The organism is Enterococcus mundtii (assembly GCF_002813755.1).
GTDB lineage: Bacteria > Bacillota > Bacilli > Lactobacillales > Enterococcaceae > Enterococcus_B > Enterococcus_B mundtii.
Genome location: NZ_CP018061.1, coordinates 800,429 through 819,918, shown reverse-complemented (window position 1 = coordinate 819,918; position 19,490 = coordinate 800,429). Strand labels below are relative to the sequence as shown.

The 19,490-nt window shown below is 39.3% G+C and carries 20 protein-coding genes; 3 read left to right on the top strand and 17 right to left on the bottom strand.

Going from position 1 to position 19,490, the window contains the following annotated elements; translation table 11 throughout:
• The 9 genes from EM4838_RS03970 to fabT all read right to left on the bottom strand — a co-directional run bounded on the left by EM4838_RS03970 (position 1) and on the right by fabT (position 7,026).
• Positions 1-1,380: an acetyl-CoA carboxylase biotin carboxylase subunit gene (locus EM4838_RS03970; protein ID WP_071866000.1), complete on the bottom strand. Its 1,380-nt coding sequence runs from the start codon at positions 1,378-1,380 to the stop codon at positions 1-3.
• 7 nt (positions 1,381-1,387) lie between these two features.
• Positions 1,388-1,807: a 3-hydroxyacyl-ACP dehydratase FabZ gene (gene fabZ, locus EM4838_RS03965; RefSeq protein WP_010735872.1), complete on the bottom strand. Its 420-nt coding sequence runs from the start codon at positions 1,805-1,807 to the stop codon at positions 1,388-1,390.
• A gap of 19 nt (positions 1,808-1,826) precedes the next feature.
• Entirely contained in the window at positions 1,827-2,306 is a 480-nt protein-coding gene (accB, locus tag EM4838_RS03960; protein WP_307725284.1) for an acetyl-CoA carboxylase biotin carboxyl carrier protein, read from the bottom strand.
• Between the two features lie 2 nt (positions 2,307-2,308).
• Complete coding sequence (gene fabF / locus EM4838_RS03955) at positions 2,309-3,544, bottom strand: beta-ketoacyl-ACP synthase II (protein ID WP_010735874.1); 1,236 nt, start codon at positions 3,542-3,544, stop codon at positions 2,309-2,311.
• A gap of 12 nt (positions 3,545-3,556) precedes the next feature.
• The gene (fabG, locus tag EM4838_RS03950) at positions 3,557-4,294 is read right to left on the bottom strand and encodes a 3-oxoacyl-[acyl-carrier-protein] reductase (protein WP_071865998.1); all 738 of its coding nucleotides are present in this window, start codon (positions 4,292-4,294) and stop codon (positions 3,557-3,559) included.
• A 10-nt stretch (positions 4,295-4,304) separates the two neighbouring features.
• Positions 4,305-5,225: an ACP S-malonyltransferase gene (gene fabD, locus EM4838_RS03945; protein ID WP_071866075.1), complete on the bottom strand. Its 921-nt coding sequence runs from the start codon at positions 5,223-5,225 to the stop codon at positions 4,305-4,307.
• A 109-nt stretch (positions 5,226-5,334) separates the two neighbouring features.
• The gene (locus EM4838_RS03940; protein ID WP_034688440.1) at positions 5,335-5,559 is read right to left on the bottom strand and encodes an acyl carrier protein; all 225 of its coding nucleotides are present in this window, start codon (positions 5,557-5,559) and stop codon (positions 5,335-5,337) included.
• A gap of 54 nt (positions 5,560-5,613) precedes the next feature.
• A complete protein-coding gene (locus tag EM4838_RS03935; protein WP_071865997.1) occupies positions 5,614-6,576 on the bottom strand; it encodes a beta-ketoacyl-ACP synthase III in 963 nt (320 codons plus the stop codon).
• A 9-nt stretch (positions 6,577-6,585) separates the two neighbouring features.
• Positions 6,586-7,026: a fatty acid biosynthesis transcriptional regulator FabT gene (gene fabT, locus EM4838_RS03930; RefSeq protein WP_010735879.1), complete on the bottom strand. Its 441-nt coding sequence runs from the start codon at positions 7,024-7,026 to the stop codon at positions 6,586-6,588.
• A gap of 309 nt (positions 7,027-7,335) precedes the next feature.
• Between fabT and EM4838_RS03925 the strand changes: the two genes are divergently transcribed.
• A complete protein-coding gene (locus EM4838_RS03925) occupies positions 7,336-8,292 on the top strand; it encodes a GIY-YIG nuclease family protein (protein WP_071865996.1) in 957 nt (318 codons plus the stop codon).
• Between the two features lie 30 nt (positions 8,293-8,322).
• On the opposite strand, the gene EM4838_RS03920 is transcribed toward EM4838_RS03925, so the two are convergent.
• From EM4838_RS03920 to EM4838_RS03895, 6 genes are all read right to left on the bottom strand, one after another.
• Positions 8,323-8,553, bottom strand: coding sequence for a YkuJ family protein (locus tag EM4838_RS03920; RefSeq protein WP_010735881.1), 231 nt, complete (start codon positions 8,551-8,553; stop codon positions 8,323-8,325).
• Positions 8,554-8,638: 85 nt separating this feature from the next.
• Complete coding sequence (locus EM4838_RS03915) at positions 8,639-9,526, bottom strand: NAD(P)-dependent oxidoreductase (protein ID WP_071865995.1); 888 nt, start codon at positions 9,524-9,526, stop codon at positions 8,639-8,641.
• Between the two features lie 87 nt (positions 9,527-9,613).
• Positions 9,614-10,837 carry a glycosyltransferase family 4 protein gene (locus EM4838_RS03910; RefSeq protein WP_071865994.1) on the bottom strand — a complete coding sequence of 408 codons (1,224 nt, stop codon included), beginning with the start codon at positions 10,835-10,837 and terminating at the stop codon, positions 9,614-9,616.
• A gap of 23 nt (positions 10,838-10,860) precedes the next feature.
• Positions 10,861-11,901: an LTA glycolipid anchor biosynthesis glycosyltransferase, IagA/BgsA family gene (locus EM4838_RS03905; protein WP_071865993.1), complete on the bottom strand. Its 1,041-nt coding sequence runs from the start codon at positions 11,899-11,901 to the stop codon at positions 10,861-10,863.
• Positions 11,902-12,065: 164 nt separating this feature from the next.
• Positions 12,066-13,793 (bottom strand): phosphoenolpyruvate--protein phosphotransferase, encoded by a 1,728-nt coding sequence (gene ptsP, locus EM4838_RS03900; protein ID WP_019723966.1) that lies wholly within the window; start codon positions 13,791-13,793, stop codon positions 12,066-12,068.
• The gene (locus EM4838_RS03895) at positions 13,793-14,059 is read right to left on the bottom strand and encodes a phosphocarrier protein HPr (protein ID WP_002287602.1); all 267 of its coding nucleotides are present in this window, start codon (positions 14,057-14,059) and stop codon (positions 13,793-13,795) included. The genes ptsP and EM4838_RS03895 overlap by 1 nt, the downstream gene beginning before the upstream one ends.
• A 544-nt stretch (positions 14,060-14,603) precedes the next feature.
• On the opposite strand from EM4838_RS03895, the gene EM4838_RS03890 reads away from it, so the two are divergent.
• Both EM4838_RS03890 and EM4838_RS03885 read left to right on the top strand, forming a co-directional pair.
• On the top strand, positions 14,604-16,841 hold the full coding sequence (locus EM4838_RS03890) for an ATP-dependent Clp protease ATP-binding subunit (protein WP_071865992.1): 2,238 nt from the start codon (positions 14,604-14,606) through the stop codon (positions 16,839-16,841).
• Positions 16,842-17,035: 194 nt separating this feature from the next.
• Entirely contained in the window at positions 17,036-17,356 is a 321-nt protein-coding gene (locus EM4838_RS03885) for a DUF1827 family protein (RefSeq protein WP_071865991.1), read from the top strand.
• Positions 17,357-17,377: 21 nt separating this feature from the next.
• Here EM4838_RS03885 and EM4838_RS03880 read toward each other — a convergent pair whose 3' ends face one another.
• Positions 17,378-17,599 carry a flagellar motor switch protein gene (locus EM4838_RS03880; RefSeq protein WP_071865990.1) on the bottom strand — a complete coding sequence of 74 codons (222 nt, stop codon included), beginning with the start codon at positions 17,597-17,599 and terminating at the stop codon, positions 17,378-17,380.
• Positions 17,600-17,841: 242 nt separating this feature from the next.
• Complete coding sequence (locus tag EM4838_RS03875) at positions 17,842-19,422, bottom strand: peptide chain release factor 3 (protein WP_071865989.1); 1,581 nt, start codon at positions 19,420-19,422, stop codon at positions 17,842-17,844.
• Between the last annotated feature and the right edge of the window lie 68 nt (positions 19,423-19,490).

Below are 19,490 nucleotides of genomic sequence, written 5' to 3'. Positions count from 1 at the left end.
TTATTCGTCTCCTATCTCCGTCTCGGGAATCCAGTTTGGTAAAAACTCTTCTTGTAAGAATGCGGTACTGTAATCACCAGCAATCACTGCAGGGTGACTGATCAGATCCATTTGGAATTCAGCATTCGTGATCACGCCATCTGTTACGATCTCGCTCAATGCCCGTTGCATTTTCATCAACGCATCGAAACGTGTATCGCCATGTACGATGACCTTAGCAATCATTGAATCATAATAAGGCGGAATCGTGTAACCAGAATAAACCGCGCTGTCGACCCTTAATCCCATACCACCAGCTGGCAGCAACAAATTCTTGATTTTACCTGGTGAAGGCGCGAAATGAAATGCTGGATTTTCTGCATTGATCCGGCATTCGATCGCATGCCCTTGGAAAATGATATCTTCTTGTTGGATCTCTAGTGGTCGTCCGGCCGCAACCTCAATTTGTTTTTTGACAAGATCGATATTTGTGACCATTTCTGTTACTGGATGTTCAACTTGGATGCGGGTGTTCATTTCCATAAAATAAAAATCACCGGATTCATCCATTAAAAATTCGATCGTTCCTGCATTTTCATAGTTCACTGCCTTTGCTGCTCTAACAGCTGCTGCACCTAAGTGATTTCGTTTTTCTTCAGAGATCACAACAGATGGTGATTCTTCTAAGACTTTTTGATTATTTCGTTGTAAGGAACAATCACGTTCACCTAGATGCAGAACATGACCAAATTGATCACCTAATATTTGCACTTCAATATGTCTTGCGGGATAAATGATTTTTTCCAAATACATATCATCGTTACCAAAAGCAGCTGCTGCCTCTTGTTGGGCGGATGAAAAATGTTGTGGTAATTCTTCTTTTGACAAGACTTTGCGGATTCCTTTACCGCCACCACCAGCGGCGGCTTTGAGCATCACTGGATAGCCAATTTTTTCTGCCACTTCCAGTGCTTCTTCAACAGTCGATAGCACACCATCACTACCTGGGATCACAGGAACATCTGCTTGTTGCATCAACTGACGTGCGTTGATTTTATTTCCCATATCATCGATCGTTTTGCTTTTAGGTCCAATAAAGACGATATTACATTCTTCACACATCGAAGCAAATCGACTGTTCTCTGATAAGAATCCAAATCCAGGATGGATTGCTTCTGCTTTTGTAACGATGGCTGCACTTAGAACTGCTTGTACATTCAAATAGGAATCTGTTGCTCTTGCAGGACCGATGCAGACGGCTTCATCTGCTAATTGTGTGTGTAATGCCTCCGCATCCGCTTCAGAATAGACCGCAACGGTTTGGATTCCAAGCTCACGGCAGGCACGAATGATCCGTACGGCTATTTCGCCGCGATTTGCTATCAAGACTTTTGAAAACATAACTCACCTATCCAATCATAAAGGTTAATTCAGCTTCAGCAACTTTTTTGCCGTCCACTTTTGCAATTCCTTTGCCTATTCCTGCAGAAGACTTGATTTTAGTGATTTCCACTTCTAATATCAACGTATCTCCAGGAGTCACTTTTTTACGAAACTTCGCTTTATCTAATCCGCCAAAGTAAGCAGTTTTTCCTTTGAACTGTTCCAATGATAATAGAGCTACTGCTCCTGCTTGGGCCATCGCTTCTACGATCAAAACCCCAGGCATCACAGGTTCTTCTGGAAAATGTCCTTGGAAAAAAGGTTCATTGATCGTCACATTTTTTTTAGCAACGATCCGTTCGCCTTCGACGATTTCTTCCACTCGATCAATCAGCAACAGCGGATAGCGATGAGGGATGATTTCTTTGATTTCTTGTATATTCATAGGTCTGGTTCTCCTTGGCTTAATTTGGTTGGATGATAAAGAGTGGTTGTCCGTATTCTACGACTTCTTCATTGTCGATCAAGATCGCAACGATCTCACCATCGACATCACTGGTTACTTCGTTCATCAATTTCATTGCTTCGATGATACAGATCACTTCACCCTTAGAAACTTTGTCTCCTACTTTTTTGAATGCTGGCTTGTCAGGAGATGGTTGTAGATAGACGATTCCAACGATTGGTGATTTCACTTCAGTCCCATCAATTGTCGGCGCAACTGCTTCCGGTTGAACAGCATGGCTTTCTTCTTTTGGTAAAGCCGGTACAACTTGTTGAGGTTGTGGTTCAGAAGCACTCGTTGTTGGTACTGTTTGCCCCATTCCCCGACTCATTTCATTTTTATTCATATATAATTCAAATTGTCCGTCTTTCAAGTCAAATTCTGTTAAAGTTGACTGATCAAATTGACTGACTAATTCTTTGATTTCATTGATCTTCAACATTATTCCTCCCAGCGTTTCATACATAGTACAGCATTATGTCCACCAAATCCTAATGAATTACTCATGGCATAAGACAGTTCAGCTGGTTTACTTTCGTTGATCACAACGTTCAGATCGATTTCAGGATCTTGTTTTTCAACATTGATGTTTGGTGGAATAAACTGATGCTCTAACGCCATCAAAGTGGCAAGCGCCTCAATCCCACCTGCAGCACCTAATAAGTGTCCAGTCATTGATTTCGTACTGCTGACATAGGTTTCTTTGAAAGAGTCTCCTAAAGCGATTTGGATCGCTTTAGCTTCTGCTTGATCATTTGCTGGTGTACTTGTTCCGTGTGCGTTGATATAGCCCACTTCTTTTGCATCGATCCCGGCTTCTTCCATCGCCAATTTCATTGCTTTTGACGCACCAGAACCATCTGGTGTTGGAGCTGTCATATGGTAAGCATCACAATTTGAACCGTAACCCACGACTTCACCATAGATTTTTGCGCCACGAGCTTGTGCATGTTCCAGTGATTCAAGGACTAATACTCCTGCCCCTTCACCCATGACAAAACCATTACGGTCTTCATCAAATGGCATCGAACCACGTTCAGGATCTGTCGATGTTGACAAAGCAGTCAATGCCGCAAATCCGGCGATCCCCATTTCACAGATTGTTGCTTCTGTTCCACCTGCAAGGATGATATCGGAATAACCATGTTTGATGTTGCGGAATGCTTCACCAATCGCATTCGTTCCACTGGCACAAGCGGTCACGATCGACGTACAAATTCCTTTCGCCCCTACACGTAGCGCAATATTACCAGCTGCCATATTGGCGATCGACATTGGAACAAACATTGGTGATACACGATTTGCTCCTTTGTCGTGCATGCGGATGACTTGGCTTTCGATCGTTGGTAACCCACCGATCCCAGAGCCAACGATAACGCCAAAACGATCTTGGTTGATCGTTTCTTTTTCAATTCCACTCATTGTCAATGCTTCCATTGCAGCATAAATGCCGTAGATTGAAAACATATCCATACGTTTGCTATCTTTTTTTACAAAATATTTATCAAAAGGAAAGTCTTTTACTTCACCTGCTAAAGTGATTCCTGTGTCTGTTGCATCAAATTTTGTGATCGGTGCAATGCCATTTGTCCCAGCTTTTAAACTAGCTAAAAAACTATCTGCATCATTACCGATCGGTGAAGTGACTCCATAACCTGTAATTACTACTCGATTCATAAATTTTCCTCCCTATCCGTGCATGACCAATCCGCCGTCAACATTGATGACTTGACCTGTGATATACGAACTTTTCGCTAAGAACAATGCGGCTTCCGCAATATCTTCCACTTGGCCGAAACGTTGCATTGGAATTTGTTTTTCTGCTTGTTCTCTTACTTTTTCGGATAATACATCTGTCATATCTGTAGTGACAAACCCCGGAGCAATCACATTACATGTGATTCCTCGTGTGGCAACTTCTCTTGCCACAGATTTAGTGAAACCGACAACCCCTGCTTTACTTGCTGCATAATTGGCTTGACCCAAGTTACCGATCAATCCTGAAACACTTGAAAGATTGATGATCGCGCCTTCTCTTTTTTTCATCATTTTCTTTAGCACGTGCTGTGTCATATTGAAAGTTCCTGTTAGATTGATATCCAAACATTTTTTGAAATCATCTGCATCCATACGTAGGACAAGTTTATCATTCGTAACTCCCGCATTATTGACCAAAATATCGACAGAACCCAACTGCTGTTCTGCTTCTTTGATCATCTCTCCTGCTTTGTCATAATCGGAGATATCACCTGTGATCCCTACACATTCAACCCCATGCGCTTTGATCGCATTGATTTTTTCGGCTGGGATCTCTCCACGACCATTTAAAAAGATGTTTGCGCCTGCTTTGGCAAAGGCTAAAGCGATCGCTTCACCGATTCCTCGTGTACTGCCTGTAATAAATACATTTTTTCCAGTTACGTCCATAACTTGCCTCCTATGACAATCGATTGATTGTTTCTTCAAATGTTTGTTGATTCTCCACACGTGCAACGGCGATCGACTTGTCGATTTTTTTCATAAAGCCACTTAATACTTTACCGGGCCCGACTTCGACCACTTGATCGATCCCTAAATCTTTAAGTTTTTCGATACTTTCGTAAAAACGAACGGGTTTCATCACTTGTTGTTCAAGTAAACCTGAAATTCTTTCTTTCGTCATGATCTCTGTCGTGGTGTTGCTGATCACAGGTATTTCAGGTTCTGAAAAAACGATCTTGCTTAGTTCCTCCGCTAATTGTCTAGCAGCAGGTTCTAAGATTGCTGTATGGAAAGGGCCACTTACATTGAGTGGAATCATTCGTTTGATCCCTTGTTCTTGTAATAGTGCCACCGCTTGATCCACTGCTTTTTCTTCCCCTCCGATGACGATTTGCTGAGGTGTATTGTAATTTGCGGGGGAAACGATCCCCGTTTCTTCCGCCTGCTTACAACAGCTCTCGATGACATCCACCGGTGCGTTCATCACAGCTACCATTTTTCCACTACCGGTAGGTGCAGCGTCTGTCATAAACGTGCCTCTTTTTTCGACCAATGCTACCGCTTCTCTAAAGGAAAGCGCGCCACTGGCTACTAAAGCAGAATACTCACCTAAACTAAGCCCTAAAACGGCTTGAGGAGTGATCCCACGTTCTTTTAGCAAACGATAGCACGCAATGCTGACAGTTAAAATAGCTGGCTGCGTATAGATTGTTTGATCCAAACGTTCATTTGTTGAAAAACAAAGCTCCGCCATATCATAGCCCAAGATCTGACTAGCTTCATCAAAAGTCTGTTTCACAATGGGTTCATGGTAGAGGTCTTGACCCATTCCTTGGTATTGTGCACCTTGTCCGCTAAATAAAAATGCTGTTTTCATCATAGTCTCCAATTTATATTCAGGATAGATAGCTTTTTGTTTCATTTAAAAAAAGGCTAAGACATTCCTTTTTCGGAAAATGTCCCAGCCCCCAACCTAATCTTGATGATTATGCAGTTTGTTTTTCAACATAAGTGACTAAATCTTGAACTGTTTTGATGCCGTCTTCTGTTTCGATTTTCACATCAAATTCATCTTCGATTTCGTTGATGATTTGGAATAAATCCAAGCTATCTGCTTCAAGGTCTTCTTGGATGTTTGTCGTTAATTTGATTTCTTCTGCGTCTTTCCCTAATTCTTCCGCAATGATTTCTTGAATTTTTTCGAATACCATATTATAATTCCTCCGATATTGTTTCTTTATTTTATATTTTTTATTTTTATCAGTTTATAGTTCCATGAGGATACTTCCCCATGTCAATCCTCCACCATAACCTGTAAATACCACTTTTTGTTGTTGACCTAAGGTAATTTTTCCGCTTTCTATCGCTTCATCTAAAAGAATCGGGATGCTTGCTGCGGAAGTATTGCCATATTTATCCATGTTCGTTAGAAATTGCTCCTGGGGAATTTTTACTTTGCGAGCAATCTTTTCGATAATTCGTAAGTTTGCCTGATGCAAAAGCAGATAATCAACAGGTGTGTCTTGAATGAGTTCCTTGATGTTCATCGCAACGTCTCTTACAGCAAAGTCAAAAATATCCCGTCCAACCATTTTTAAATAGTAAGAACCTTCTGAATCTTTCGTGTATAAAGGCGATCGATTTGGTAGATAGCCAGAAGTAAGGGATTGCGCACGCGAACCATCTGCCGCTAGCGATTCTCTCACTAATTTTTGATTTGAGCCAGCTTCTAACAAAACCCCACCAGCACCATCACCAAACAAGACAGCGGTTGAACGATCCGTCCAATCGATCAGTTTAGATAATGTTTCGCCACCAATTACTAAACCTTTCATTGAGCCACAGCGAATCAGTTTCTCTGCAACACTCAAAGCATAAACAAACCCTGAACATGCGGCGCTGATATCAAATGCGATTGCTTTGGTTGCGCCGATCCTTCCTTGAACTAAAGTTGCTACAGAAGGCGATGTATAATCAGGCGACATCGTAGCAACGATAATAAAATCGAGTTCCTTTGGATCGAGTGTTTTTTTCTTTAGTAATTTTTCGGCAACGAGGTAACACAAATCGGAAGTCTCCTGCTCGGTCACACAATGTCTCTCTTTGATTCCTGTACGGGTTGAAATCCATTCATCCGAAGTGTCCATCATTTTTGAGAGATCATCGTTTGTGATGATTTTTTCCGGTAAGAAACTTGCCGTTGCTGTGATCGTTCCAAATTGTTCCATTAAACTTCCTCACTTGTAATCTCGCAAGAAATCATGCAAGTTTTTCAATGCAGACAGCAAAGCTTGTTGTTCGTCGGTAGCCATACCATCCATAATGTTTTTGACCATTTCACGATGGAAATGCTGATGCACGCGGTAAAGTAACTTACCTTTTTTGGTCAACCCCAGCTTCACCACTCGTCGGTCGTCTTCACTACGGATACGCTCAACGTAGCCTTTCCTAACTAACTTGTTGATAGCAGTGGTCAAGGTCCCAACAGTAATCGACAGTTCTTTGGCTACTTCTGAAGTTGTCTTTTTCTTGTACATACCGATTGCCTCGATCGTATGCATCTCTGTAATCGACAGATCTTTGAATTGTGACTTTTTTAATTCGGATTCTTCGATCGTCAAAATATCATTGAAGACACTAACGAGATAATCATTTACTGTATTAAAATCAGGTTCCATGTTCCACCATCCACTAAAATTAGTTTGATTATCAAATCTTTTGATGTTCAAACTATATCTTAACTTTTTTCAAAATGCAACCTTTTAACTAGATTTTTTTGCATTATTAATTTTTTTTAATTTTAAACTTATGACAAAATGCTTTAATATCAACCTTTTAACCTCTAAAAATTAAAATAAAAGAACAAAAAAATATTTTGATTATCAAAGTATCTCTCTAATTTATTTATAAAATATAATCCCTTTTATTGTTCATTTTTTTAAATCTGTTATAATCTTTTTAGTTCAAATTCAATTAGGGGAGCGCTTATGCACTTAAAAGAGAAAGTAAAAAACCTACCTTTATTACCTGGTGTTTACTTGATGAAAAATAGCGATGGAAAAATCATTTATGTGGGTAAAGCTAAAAATTTAAAAAATCGCGTAAGTACGTACTTTCATCAAAATAAACAACACTCGAAAAAAGTCTTGCGCTTGGTTCGTTCGATTGCAGATTTTGAGATCGTTGTCGTTGATACTGAACTAGATGCCTTATTATTAGAGTGTCAATTGATCCAACACTATCGCCCTATCTACAATCGTCGGATGAATTATTTTGACAACTATAACTATTTACATATTCAATCCGATGGTCTTTTTCTCACGAATATTCCTACCGCAAGAACTTACGGACCTTTTCGCCTTTATAAAAAAATGCCTAGTATCCTTCGAATCATCGAAGAAAACTATCAAATGCCTTGGCTTTCTGAAATCAGTCATTTGGCGTTACAAGTCCAACTTCCTGAAATGAAGGCACTGAGCTTTGAACAAAAAAAGAAAGAGATCCAAGGTCTATTGCAAGGAAGAAACAAAAAATTGTTAGGCTATTTAAAAAAACGACAATTGCATTTTATTGAACAGCTTAATTTTGAGAAGGCAGCTATTCTACAACGGGATATCGAATTGATCACGTACTTTACTGGTCGGATACAAGAACAAAAAAAATTTTTACGAACACCGAGAATCACATTGAGCATGCCGTTAGCTAGCGATGAGACCAAGATCAAGCATTTCTTGGTTTCGTACGGTCAAGTGGCTGACACAACGATCACAGCCCCTGGACAAGCACCTCATTTCTATTATGAAAAAGACAATAGGTTGTCACTCAAGCGACAACTGTCTCAAGAAGAAATCGATCCTGTTCAAATCTTGATCAGCTACCAACGTAAACTGACAAAAGACGAACAGGAAACAAAAAAAGAGTCTGGAATCCAACCGATTGGTTGAATCCCAGGCTCTTTTAGCTAGCTCGAAATCTTATTGAATCAAATCATAGATCTCCATCGCAACGATATCGATATTGTCGAATTCGTATTGTTGATGTGTGTCTGTTTCAGTTAGTTCAAATGTTTCTGTCGCTTTATCATAAGTTACGGTGCATTTTTCTACGCCCTCTTTTTCAAAGCGACGAACTTGCAGCTCATTGTCTGCTGATTCGACCATAGCCTCCAGTCGTTTAATGATTGCGACTAATTGTGAATGTGCCATCGGAGGTCCTCCTTTTCTTAGTTCTGTTATATTGTATCAAAAGCATCGTCGACTTGCATTGATTTTCTCCAAAAAAACTAGTTTTTTAGGATTTTTTTTTCGGCTGTCTACCATCTTCCCACCAAAGCTTGATCAATGCTTGCGTTCCATCGTTCTCGAAACCCTTTTCTGCTAACTGTTCATATAGCTTTCGGGCTTCTTTGGTCGCTGGTAAGTCCAACCCTACTTTTTCTGCTTCGGCTAAAGCAATCTTCAAATCTTTGATAAAATGTTTGACAAAAAATCCTGGTGTATAATTCTCTTGTAAAATACGAGGTGCATAATTACTCAATGACCAATTTGCCGCACTACCGCCTGAAAGCGTCGCAATCACTTTTTCTAAGTCTAAGTCAGCTTTCTGTGCATAAACGAGCATCTCTGTCATGCCAGTCATTGTTCCGGCAATCATGATCTGGTTTGCCATTTTTGTGTGTTGTCCTTTTCCAGCTGAACCATGTAACGTAAATGTTGTTCCAAACTCACGAAATAGTGGTAATACTTGCTCGTAGACATTCTCTTTTCCACCCACCATGATCGTTAAGGTGCCATTTTTTGCACCTAGATCGCCTCCTGAGACAGGGGCATCCAAGGCTTCTGCTCCAAGCTCTTGTGCGCTTGTTGCAATTTTTTCAGCAAGTGTTGGCGTACTTGTCGTCAAATCTATGACTGTTTTCCCCTTAACGCCTGCTTGGAAAATGCCTTTCTTACCATAATAGATTTCTTCCACATCTTGAGGATAGCCAACCATTGTAAAGATGACTTGGCTCATCTCAGCTACTTCTTGTGGACTATCTGCCCATACTGCCCCTTCTTCCATAAGTGGCGCAGCTTTTGTTTTCGTACGATTATAAACAGTCAGTTCATGGCCAGCTTTTTGTAAATGACGAACAATCGCGCTTCCCATAACTCCTGTGCCGATAAAACCAATTTTCATCTTTTGCCCTCCTAAACGATAAAATCCTTGTTTCTATGCTAGTATACGCTAGAAACAAGGATTTTTTTAGGATTATTCACTGTTTTTTTATTTTTTGAAAGAATTTAATTTAATTTTAATCCGCTCAATGGATGCTTCTTCTTCTTTTTTACGCATCTCTTCTTTGTAATACACAAGCATATCTTCATAAAATTCGATCATTGATTGACCAAAATGAGTAGCAGAGATCTCGTAAAGTTTCTTTTCAAACACTTCTGGATTTTTTTCAACTTTGCTTTCAATATAATCAATAAGTGCAGGTGCAAAGTCTTCATCTCGTTCAAATGTTCGGCCAAGGGAAGCATGATCAAATAAACGATTCAAATAATCATTTCCTTCAACTACACATGGTGTACCAGCTGCCATTGCTTCTGTATACGTCAATCCTTGTGTTTCCGATGTCGAAGCACACACAAAATAATCAGCCGCCCGATAATAGAATGCGACGTCATTGTTATCGACTTCTCCAGTAAATTGAACCACATCAGCTAAATCCAGCGACGTGATCAGTTCTTTTAGTTGCTCAACATAAGGCCCATTTCCGACTATGATTAGTCGTGCATCTGGATAGTGTTTGATGACTTCTGGAAACCCTTGGATCAACGCTTGGATATTTTTTTCATAAGAGATTCGACTTAAAGATAAAATCATCAAGCCGTTTTCTTTTACTCCTAATGAGGTACGTAATTCATTGATTTGTTCTTGTGTGATTTCTGGACGTTTAAATTTTTCGATATCGATCCCTGTTGGTATCACTCGTAATGGCGCTGTCACTCCATAGCTTCGCAATGTCTCGATCACACGCTCACTTGGGCAAACCACACCTGTCGTATGGTTCACAAATAGACGAGATAAGTATTTGACATGGGATTGTCGAATCACTTTCCCTTTTGCAATATAATGCAGGTAATCTTCATACATCGTGTGATACGTATGAATCGATGGGATTTTTAATTTTTTTGCGACCATCTTGCCAAGAACCCCCGCTCCAAACTCAGTGTGAGTATGGATAAGATCTAACTCTAATTCTTTTGCCACTAAATAGGCGTACCACATTCCTCGTACCACTACTCGACGTTCTTTGAATGATACAAAAGGAACACTTGGCATACGAATCACATCTTTTTCTAACTTGTCTGCATTGGGATCTGTTGTCGTAAATATATATACGTCATGTCCCATTTTTTCGAGTTCTTCTTTTAATGTCTTGATCGATGTAGCTACACCACTTACCTGTGGAAAATAGGTATCGGTAAAAAAGCCGATTTTCATCTTTTTTCGCCTCCAAACTACCTTTATTTTGATTCTTGCATTTGTTCATCTGAAGAATCGGATGCCTTTAGCACTTGTTGATAAACGGATTGAAGTTGTTGACCAATTCTTTTGATACTTCGTTCTTCAGCCGTTTGATAGCCAGATTCAACTAAACTAGGTACTTCATGTTGAATGATTTTTTGAATGAGTTTTGAAAACTCTTCATTGTTTCGCCCCATATAACAATTTTTTTGGTCTTCTAGCCAGCCATCATAGACTGGAATATCACGTACTAACACATTTTGTTTACTTGCTAAAGCTTCCAGTACCACAATACCTTCCGTTTCTTCATAAGAAGGGAAAAAGAACAGATCTGCTCCTGAGTAAGCTCCTTCGATGATTTCTCCTCGAATATAGCCTGGAAAAATGACATTATCGGGATGATCTTCTTTCACGATTTTTCGGATATTACTTGGGATCGAGTACATCGGCACATGACCAAACCAGATGAATGTATATTCTGGTAATTGTTTGGCTATTTCAACAAAATCAATGATTCCTTTTCTTTCAAAGAACAGTCCTACACAAATAATCACTTTTTGATCAGGTGAAAGATTGAAGTACTCCCTGAATTTTTGTTCTTTGACAGGGTCTGGTTGGTATTTTTCCAAATCGATCCCATTGGAAATCGATTGAATAGGTAAATCGATGCCATAACTTTGTAACAATTTTTTTGAATATGGAGTTGGTGTAATCAAGTAATCTGCCTTTTCATACAACCCGACTAAATATTTTTTTACAAATGGTGCTAATTGATTCGAACCGATAAAGGAATTACGAAAATCCTCCTCCGTTGAATGCGCATGATAAATAATTTTTTTACCGTTTCTACGCGCTTTGTTGACCATGTTGTGACTATTGATACCATATGTATTGATGTGCAAAATATCATAGTCTTCTTTACTATCTAAAGTATAGGAGATCCCTACATCTTTAAGCGCACGCTTTTGGTGATCAAGTGCACGACCAATGCCGGACTTAGAAAGTATCTTCTCACTTTCAAAATATAATAATACCTTCATCTACGTTCCCCCTCACTCTTATATTATAACACAGCGTGAAAGCTGTCACTCAACCTTAAGTCCGATTTTTTCCCAACAAACTTGTAAGTTGGAACGGAATTTTATTTATTATTGCAAGAAGACAAAAAAACAGGCACAGCAAAATACTGTGCCTGTTCTGAAAATCAAGCTAGATATTCATTGACAAGTTCTACGACTTCTTCCATTGTATCGCACTCATTTAGGGCACGATCCGCTAGTTCCGCCATTTTGCTTGTATCTAAACGTTTCATCAAGCTACGTGTTTTTAAGATCGATGTTGCACTCATTGAGAACTCATCTAATCCCATACCTACTAGTAAAGGAACAGCCATTTGATCGCCGGCCATTTCTCCACACATACCAGCCCATTTACCTTCAGCATGTGCTGCATCAATGACGTTTTTGATCAAACGTAGAATTGATGGGTTGTATGGTTGGTACAAGTATGAAACACGTTCGTTCATACGGTCAGCTGCCATTGTGTATTGGATCAAGTCGTTTGTTCCTACTGAGAAGAAGTCTACTTCTTTAGCAAATTTATCCGCAATAACGGCTGCAGCTGGAATCTCGATCATGATCCCTACTTGGATCGAATCAGAGACTTCAATGCCTTCATTTACTAATTTTTGTTTTTCTTCTTCAAAGATTGCTTTTGCACCACGGAATTCTTTTAGTGTAGCAACCATTGGGAACATGATACGCAAGTTTCCATGTACAGAGGCACGTAATAACGCACGCATTTGCGTACGGAACATATCGTCCCCTTGTTCTGACAAGCTGATACGTAATGCACGGTATCCTAAGAAAGGATTCATTTCATGCGGCAATTGCAAGTATGGTAATTCTTTATCTCCACCGATATCCATTGTACGAACAACGACAGGTTTTCCTTCCATTCCTTCCAATACTGCTTTGTAAGCAACGTATTGGTCTTCTTCAGTAGGAAAGTCTGGTGAATCCATATAAAGGAATTCAGTACGATAAAGTCCAACTGCTTCACCACCATTGTTGTGTACACCAACTAAATCTTTAGGTGTACCAATGTTGGCTGCTAATTCAAAGTGTTTGCCATCGGCAGTCACTGTCTCAGCATGTTTCAGTTTTTCCCATTCTGCTTTTTGTGCAGCATAATCTGCACCGATTTTTTCAAATTCGGCTTTTTGTTCTGCTGTTGGCTCAATGACTACATCGCCTTCGATCCCATTAACAGCTAACATTACGCCTTCTTTTACCTTCGCAGTGATTTCTTTTGTTCCAACGATTGCTGGAATTTCAAGAGAACGAGCCATGATTGCAGAATGCGATGTACGTCCACCGATATCTGTTACAAAAGCTTTTACGAAGTTACGATCTAATTGAGCAGTGTCACTTGGCGTCAAATCATGCGCCACGACAACAACTTCTTCATTGATCATTGAAGGGTTTGGTAAAGTCACACCTAGAAGATGTGCTAAAATACGTTTTGCAACGTCACGAATATCTGCTGCACGTTCTTGCATGTAAGCATTATCTTCCATTGCTTCGAACATACCGATATACATATCCGTTACTTCTTTAAGAGCTGATTCAGCATTTACACTGTTATCTTTGATGTTTTGTTTGATTTGACCTATCATTTCAGGATCTGAAAGAACCATTAAATGTGCGTCAAATACTTGCGCTTCTGCTTCACCTAAGCTTTGCGCTGCTTTTTCACGAATTTGTTGTAATTCTTCAGTTGATTTTGCTAAAGCATCATCTAAGCGAGCTTCTTCAGCTGAAGTATCCTCAACTGTCGTCTTACTGAATGATAAATCCGGTTGAACTAGCAGGTAAGCTTTTGCAACGGCTACTCCGTCACTAGCGGCGATCCCTTTTAGCATTTCAACCATTATTCAGATAAGCCTTCTTTCTTCATTGTTTCAACGATAGCTGCCATAGCGTCAGCTTCGTCAGCACCTTCAGCAGTGATAGTAACGTCAGAACCTTGACCTACACCTAAAGACATAACGCCCATGATAGATTTTAAGTTTACTGATTTACCTTTATACTCTAAGTTTACATCAGAGTTAAATTTGCTTGCTGTTTGTACTAATAGTGTAGCTGGACGTGCGTGGATCCCAGTTTCTGCTACTACGTGAAATTCTTTCTTTTCCATATTAATCGGTCTCCTTTAAGTGAGTGTTGTTTTTATGTGAGGGTTTTCTTTTTTAGCAATCCATGATAGAACTAATCAGATGAACCCTTTCATCTGTAAAGATTACCATTTTTTTTCCTTAGATACAACAGTTTTCATTTAAATTGAGAGAAAATCCAGTAAACTATTCTGTAGAACTGTTTCATGTGTAGTTACGATTATTCCTGTTTTAATAAATTCCATGTTTTTTTATATCTAATAAACCGTCTCGCCCCTCAGTGATTGTCGAGTGGTTGAACCATTCATGAGATTTTAGCTATATTCCCCTACAGATTCGACGACAACTTGAGACTCGTACCCAAATGTTTTGTCACATTGCCTGAACAAAAGAATCAATTGCTTGCGTCTATTCAAAAAATTAGTATAATAAAATTAAATGGTCAGTAATGGTCAACAAGGCATGACTTTTATAAGGTTTGTTAATCGAGTGTTATTCTTTTACCCAAAGATAGGCGCGATGTAAAATAGACTTAATGACCAATGTTTGAAAGGACGTGAATGTTTTATGCTTTGTCAAAACTGTGGAAAAAATGAAGCAACGATTCACTTGTATGCGACTGTCAATGGCCAACGTACACAACTTGACTATTGTCAGAGCTGTTACCAAAAAATCAAAAATCAGCAAAATGGAGGTCTAACAAGTATGGCCCAAAATGATCCATTTGGCTTTGGGAGTTTGGACGATCTGTTTCGTTCGATGTCTCGTCAAATGCAACAACAAGGAAATTATGAACAAACTCCCCCTACTCAATTTGGTGGGAACAACAACTTCAATGGTGGACAACCACCACAAGGACCCGCTTCAGATGGTCTTTTAGGCGAATACGGTATCAATATCACAGAAGAAGCGCGCCAAGGTGAAATCGATCCAGTCATCGGTCGAGATGATGAAATCAAGCGCGTGATCGAAATCTTGAATCGCCGTACAAAGAACAACCCTGTATTGATCGGGGAACCAGGTGTCGGTAAAACGGCTGTGGTTGAAGGACTCGCTCAAAAAATCGTTGATGGCGATGTTCCACAAAAATTACTAGATAAAGAAGTAATTCGTTTAGATGTTGTTTCACTTGTCCAAGGCACAGGAATCAGAGGACAATTTGAAGAACGGATGCAAAAACTGATTGAAGAAATCAGACAAGCAGAAAATGTCATTTTATTTATAGATGAAGTTCATGAAATCGTTGGGGCTGGTTCAGCTGGTGATGGTAACATGGATGCCGGAAATATATTAAAACCCGCGTTAGCTCGTGGCGAATTACAAATGGTTGGGGCAACAACATTGAATGAATACCGAATCATTGAAAAAGATGCTGCGTTAGAGCGCCGGATGCAACCTGTTCGTGTCGATGAACCTTCTGTAGATGAAACAATCAGTATTTTACAAGGATTGCAAAAGCGCTATGAAGACTACCATCACGTCAAATATACAGATGCTGCGATCGAAGCTGCGGCTAGATTGTCCAATCGTTATATCCAAGATCGCTTTTTACCGGATAAAGCCATTGATTTACTGGATGAAACAGGATCTAAGAAAAACTTGACGATCCAAATCGTTGATCCAAAAATGATCGAAAAGAAATTAGAAGAAGCGGAAGAACAAAAGTTGTTGGCTTCTAAAGAAGAAGATTTCGAAAAAGCAGCTTATTATCGCGATCAAATCAATAAATTGAAAAAAATGCAAGAACGTCAACTTTCAGAAGAAGAAATCCCAGTGATCTCTGAGAAAGACATGGAAAAAATCGTTGAACAGCGTACAGGCATCCCTGTTGGTGAATTAAAAGAAAAAGAACAAACCCAATTGAAAAACTTAGCAGACGACTTGAAAAAACATGTGATTGGGCAAGATAATGCGGTTGATCGGGTAGCCAAAGCCATTCGTCGTAATCGAGTTGGCTTAAGTAAGAAAAACCGTCCAATTGGTTCTTTCTTATTTGTTGGTCCTACTGGTGTTGGTAAGACAGAATTAGCGAAGCAACTAGCCTACGAATTATTTGGATCTGAAGAGTCAATGATTCGTTTCGATATGTCAGAATACATGGAAAAACACAGTGTCGCAAAATTGATTGGTTCTCCTCCAGGCTATGTCGGCTATGAAGAAGCTGGTCAATTGACTGAAAAAGTACGTAGAAATCCGTATAGTTTGGTTTTGCTTGATGAAGTAGAAAAAGCACATCCAGATGTCTTACACATGTTCCTACAAATCTTAGATGATGGACGTTTAACCGATGCGCAAGGTCGTACAGTCAGCTTCAAAGATACAATCATCATCATGACAAGTAATGCAGGAACTGGAAAAGTAGAAGCCAATGTTGGCTTTGGTGCTGCTCGTGAAGGTGTGACTCGTTCTGTCTTGAATCAATTGAATAACTATTTCACACCAGAATTCTTGAATCGTTTTGATGGAATCATCGAGTTCAGTGCTTTATCAAAAGAAAACTTGATGACGATCGTTACTCTCATGCTTGATGATGTCAACCAATTGTTGGCGGCTCAACAATTACATGTGGACGTTCCTACGAATGTCAAAGAAAAGCTGGTTGATCTTGGTTACGATCCAGCAATGGGTGCCCGACCATTACGTCGGACGATCCAAGAACAAATTGAAGACGGCATTGCCGAATTCTATCTTGATCATCCAACGATCTCAGATCTTAAAGCAAAATTAGATAAAGACGACAAAATCGTCATTACGTCTAAACCTGAACGTTTAGTCAAAGAAGCAAACAACGAATCGACAGAGTAATTCCATATTGGAATGGTAGTAAAAATCGAGCGGAGAGTTTGCCACTCTCCGCTTTTGTTTTTATTTTTGGAAAAGAAAGTAACGATTTTTTCTCTTCCATTCAAATTTAAGAAGACAAAATGCTGTTCATTTTACTAAAAAAAAATTATAATTAATGTAAGTTATTTCTTAAATACATAAGAGAGGTGAGCGCCATGAAACTAGTTAATGTAACAAACAGCCATTCACGATTAGTTTTGAATCAGTTGGAAAATACAGATGCACATATGGTCAAGGTGTATACCGCAGGAAATACAACCGTTATTTATACAGAAGCTCCTGAGCACAACGAAATCGTTCTGATGAATGAAAATCGCAATATCCAACCAAAGGAAATTGAAGAAATCCAACACTACTTCTTAAAAAAAATCCATGACGCTGAGTACCATCCTGAAGACATCCAAGTGATCGAGTTACCGGGATTAGTAGAAATCTCTATTCCAAAAAGAAATTTAGATGCACCAATTGCTATGTAGATATAAAAACTAAATCATGAATCAAAAGGGTTTTGTCGACGGCACTTGGCATTCCCTTTTTTTCTTTTTCCTATTTCCAACTTCCCTCCCCTTTACAGGTCGATCCGCTTGGATGATCGAGCGGATTTCTTTGACGATCCGTTCATTTTTTTCCCAGTTCTCAATATCCAACATTTGACATACTCGACGCATTTTTGCTTTTTTTCTTTCAATACGCTGTTTTTTTTCGATTTCTGTTTCCATTTGTTCCCTACTTTCTTTGCTTATTTTATATATACATACGCAAAAATATTCTAATCTATTTTTTTATTTGATTATAATTGATTTTTTCAAAATAACCAAAAAAACGTTAAAATCCAAAACAAACACACGACAATTCACTGAAAACATGAATCGCCGTGTGTTTGTTTTTTTTATATGCTAAATGAATATTTTTAAGCTTTATGTTAAAAATAAAGCAACTGACAAGTAACGAGAATCACTGATTACATCAAACTTTTTAATTTTACGTTTGGATACTTGTCAGCAAACCAACGCTCTGCAAACTGGTTCTCAAATAAGAATAGCGGTTGATCAAAGCGATCTCTCGCTAAGATATTACGACTCGAACTCATTTTCTCATCCAGATCTTCTGGCTCGATCCAACGAGCAATCTTGTTACCCATTGGCGACATGATCACTTCTGCATTGTACTCATTCAACATCCGATATTGGAAAACTTCAAATTGCAATTGTCCAACAGCCCCGATGATGTATTCTTCAGTCACATAGGTTTTATATAATTGGATGGCACCTTCTTGTACCAATTGATTGATTCCTTTGTGGAATGATTTTTGTTTCATCACATTTTTAGCCGTTACTTTCATGAAAAGCTCAGGCGTAAATGAAGGTAATTCTTCATAAGCTACTTTTAGTTTTCCTTCATATAATGTGTCGCCGATTTGATAATTTCCGGTATCATATACACCAATGATATCTCCTGCTACAGCATTTTCAACGTTTTCTCTGGCATCTGCCATAAACTGCGTGACATTACTCAATTTCAATTTTTTGTTCGTCCGTTCCAATGAAACGTCCATTCCACGTTCAAAAGTCCCTGAGCAAATCCGTACAAATGCAATACGATCTCGGTGAGCTGGATTCATATTGGCTTGGATCTTAAAGACGAAACCAGAAAACTCTTGTTCATACGGGCTGACTACTTGATCTTCACGGGTTTTGTGTCCGTAAGGAGATGGCGCCAAATCAACGAATGTTTCTAAAAACGTCTGAACACCGAAATTAGTCAAAGCTGAACCAAAAAATACTGGCGTCTGCTCTCCTCGTGCAATTTTTTCTTCATTAAAGGAATCCCCGGCTTCTTTTAACAGCTCTACTTCTTCTAATACTTGCTCGTACAATGAATTATTTCTTAGGGGATGATTTTCTGGCAAGTGGCCCTCTTCATCTAATTGAGCTAAGCGTTCATCTTGATAATTCTCAGGGCGATAGAATTCTACTCGGTTATGATGGATATCGTATAATCCTTCCAATCCTTTACCCATACCAATTGGCCAATTCATTGGGCAAGATTCGATATCTAATAACTCTTCTAATTCTTCTAATAGATCAAGCGGTTCTCGACCATCTCGGTCCAACTTATTGATGAAAGTGAAAATAGGGATACCTCTTCTTTTAACTACTTGGAAAAGTTTTTTGGTTTGTGCCTCGATCCCTTTTGCACTATCTATGACCATGACTGCACTATCGACAGCCATCAACGTACGATACGTATCTTCTGAGAAATCTTCATGCCCAGGTGTGTCTAGAATATTGACTCTTTTACCGTGATAATCAAATTGCATCACGGAACTAGTAACAGAAATCCCACGTTGTTTTTCGATTTCCATCCAGTCAGATTTTGCAAAATTACCTGTTTTCTTCCCTTTGACCGTTCCTGCTTGGCGAATCGCACCACCGAATAAAAGCAGTTGTTCGGTGATCGTTGTTTTCCCCGCATCCGGATGGGAAATGATCGCAAATGTGCGTCGATTGTCCACTTGCTGTTTTAATTCTGGATTGTTCATAAATTTACTCCATTCTTCATTTGTCTATTGCTTCATAAAAGAGAACCCCTTCGACTATTCGATAGTTC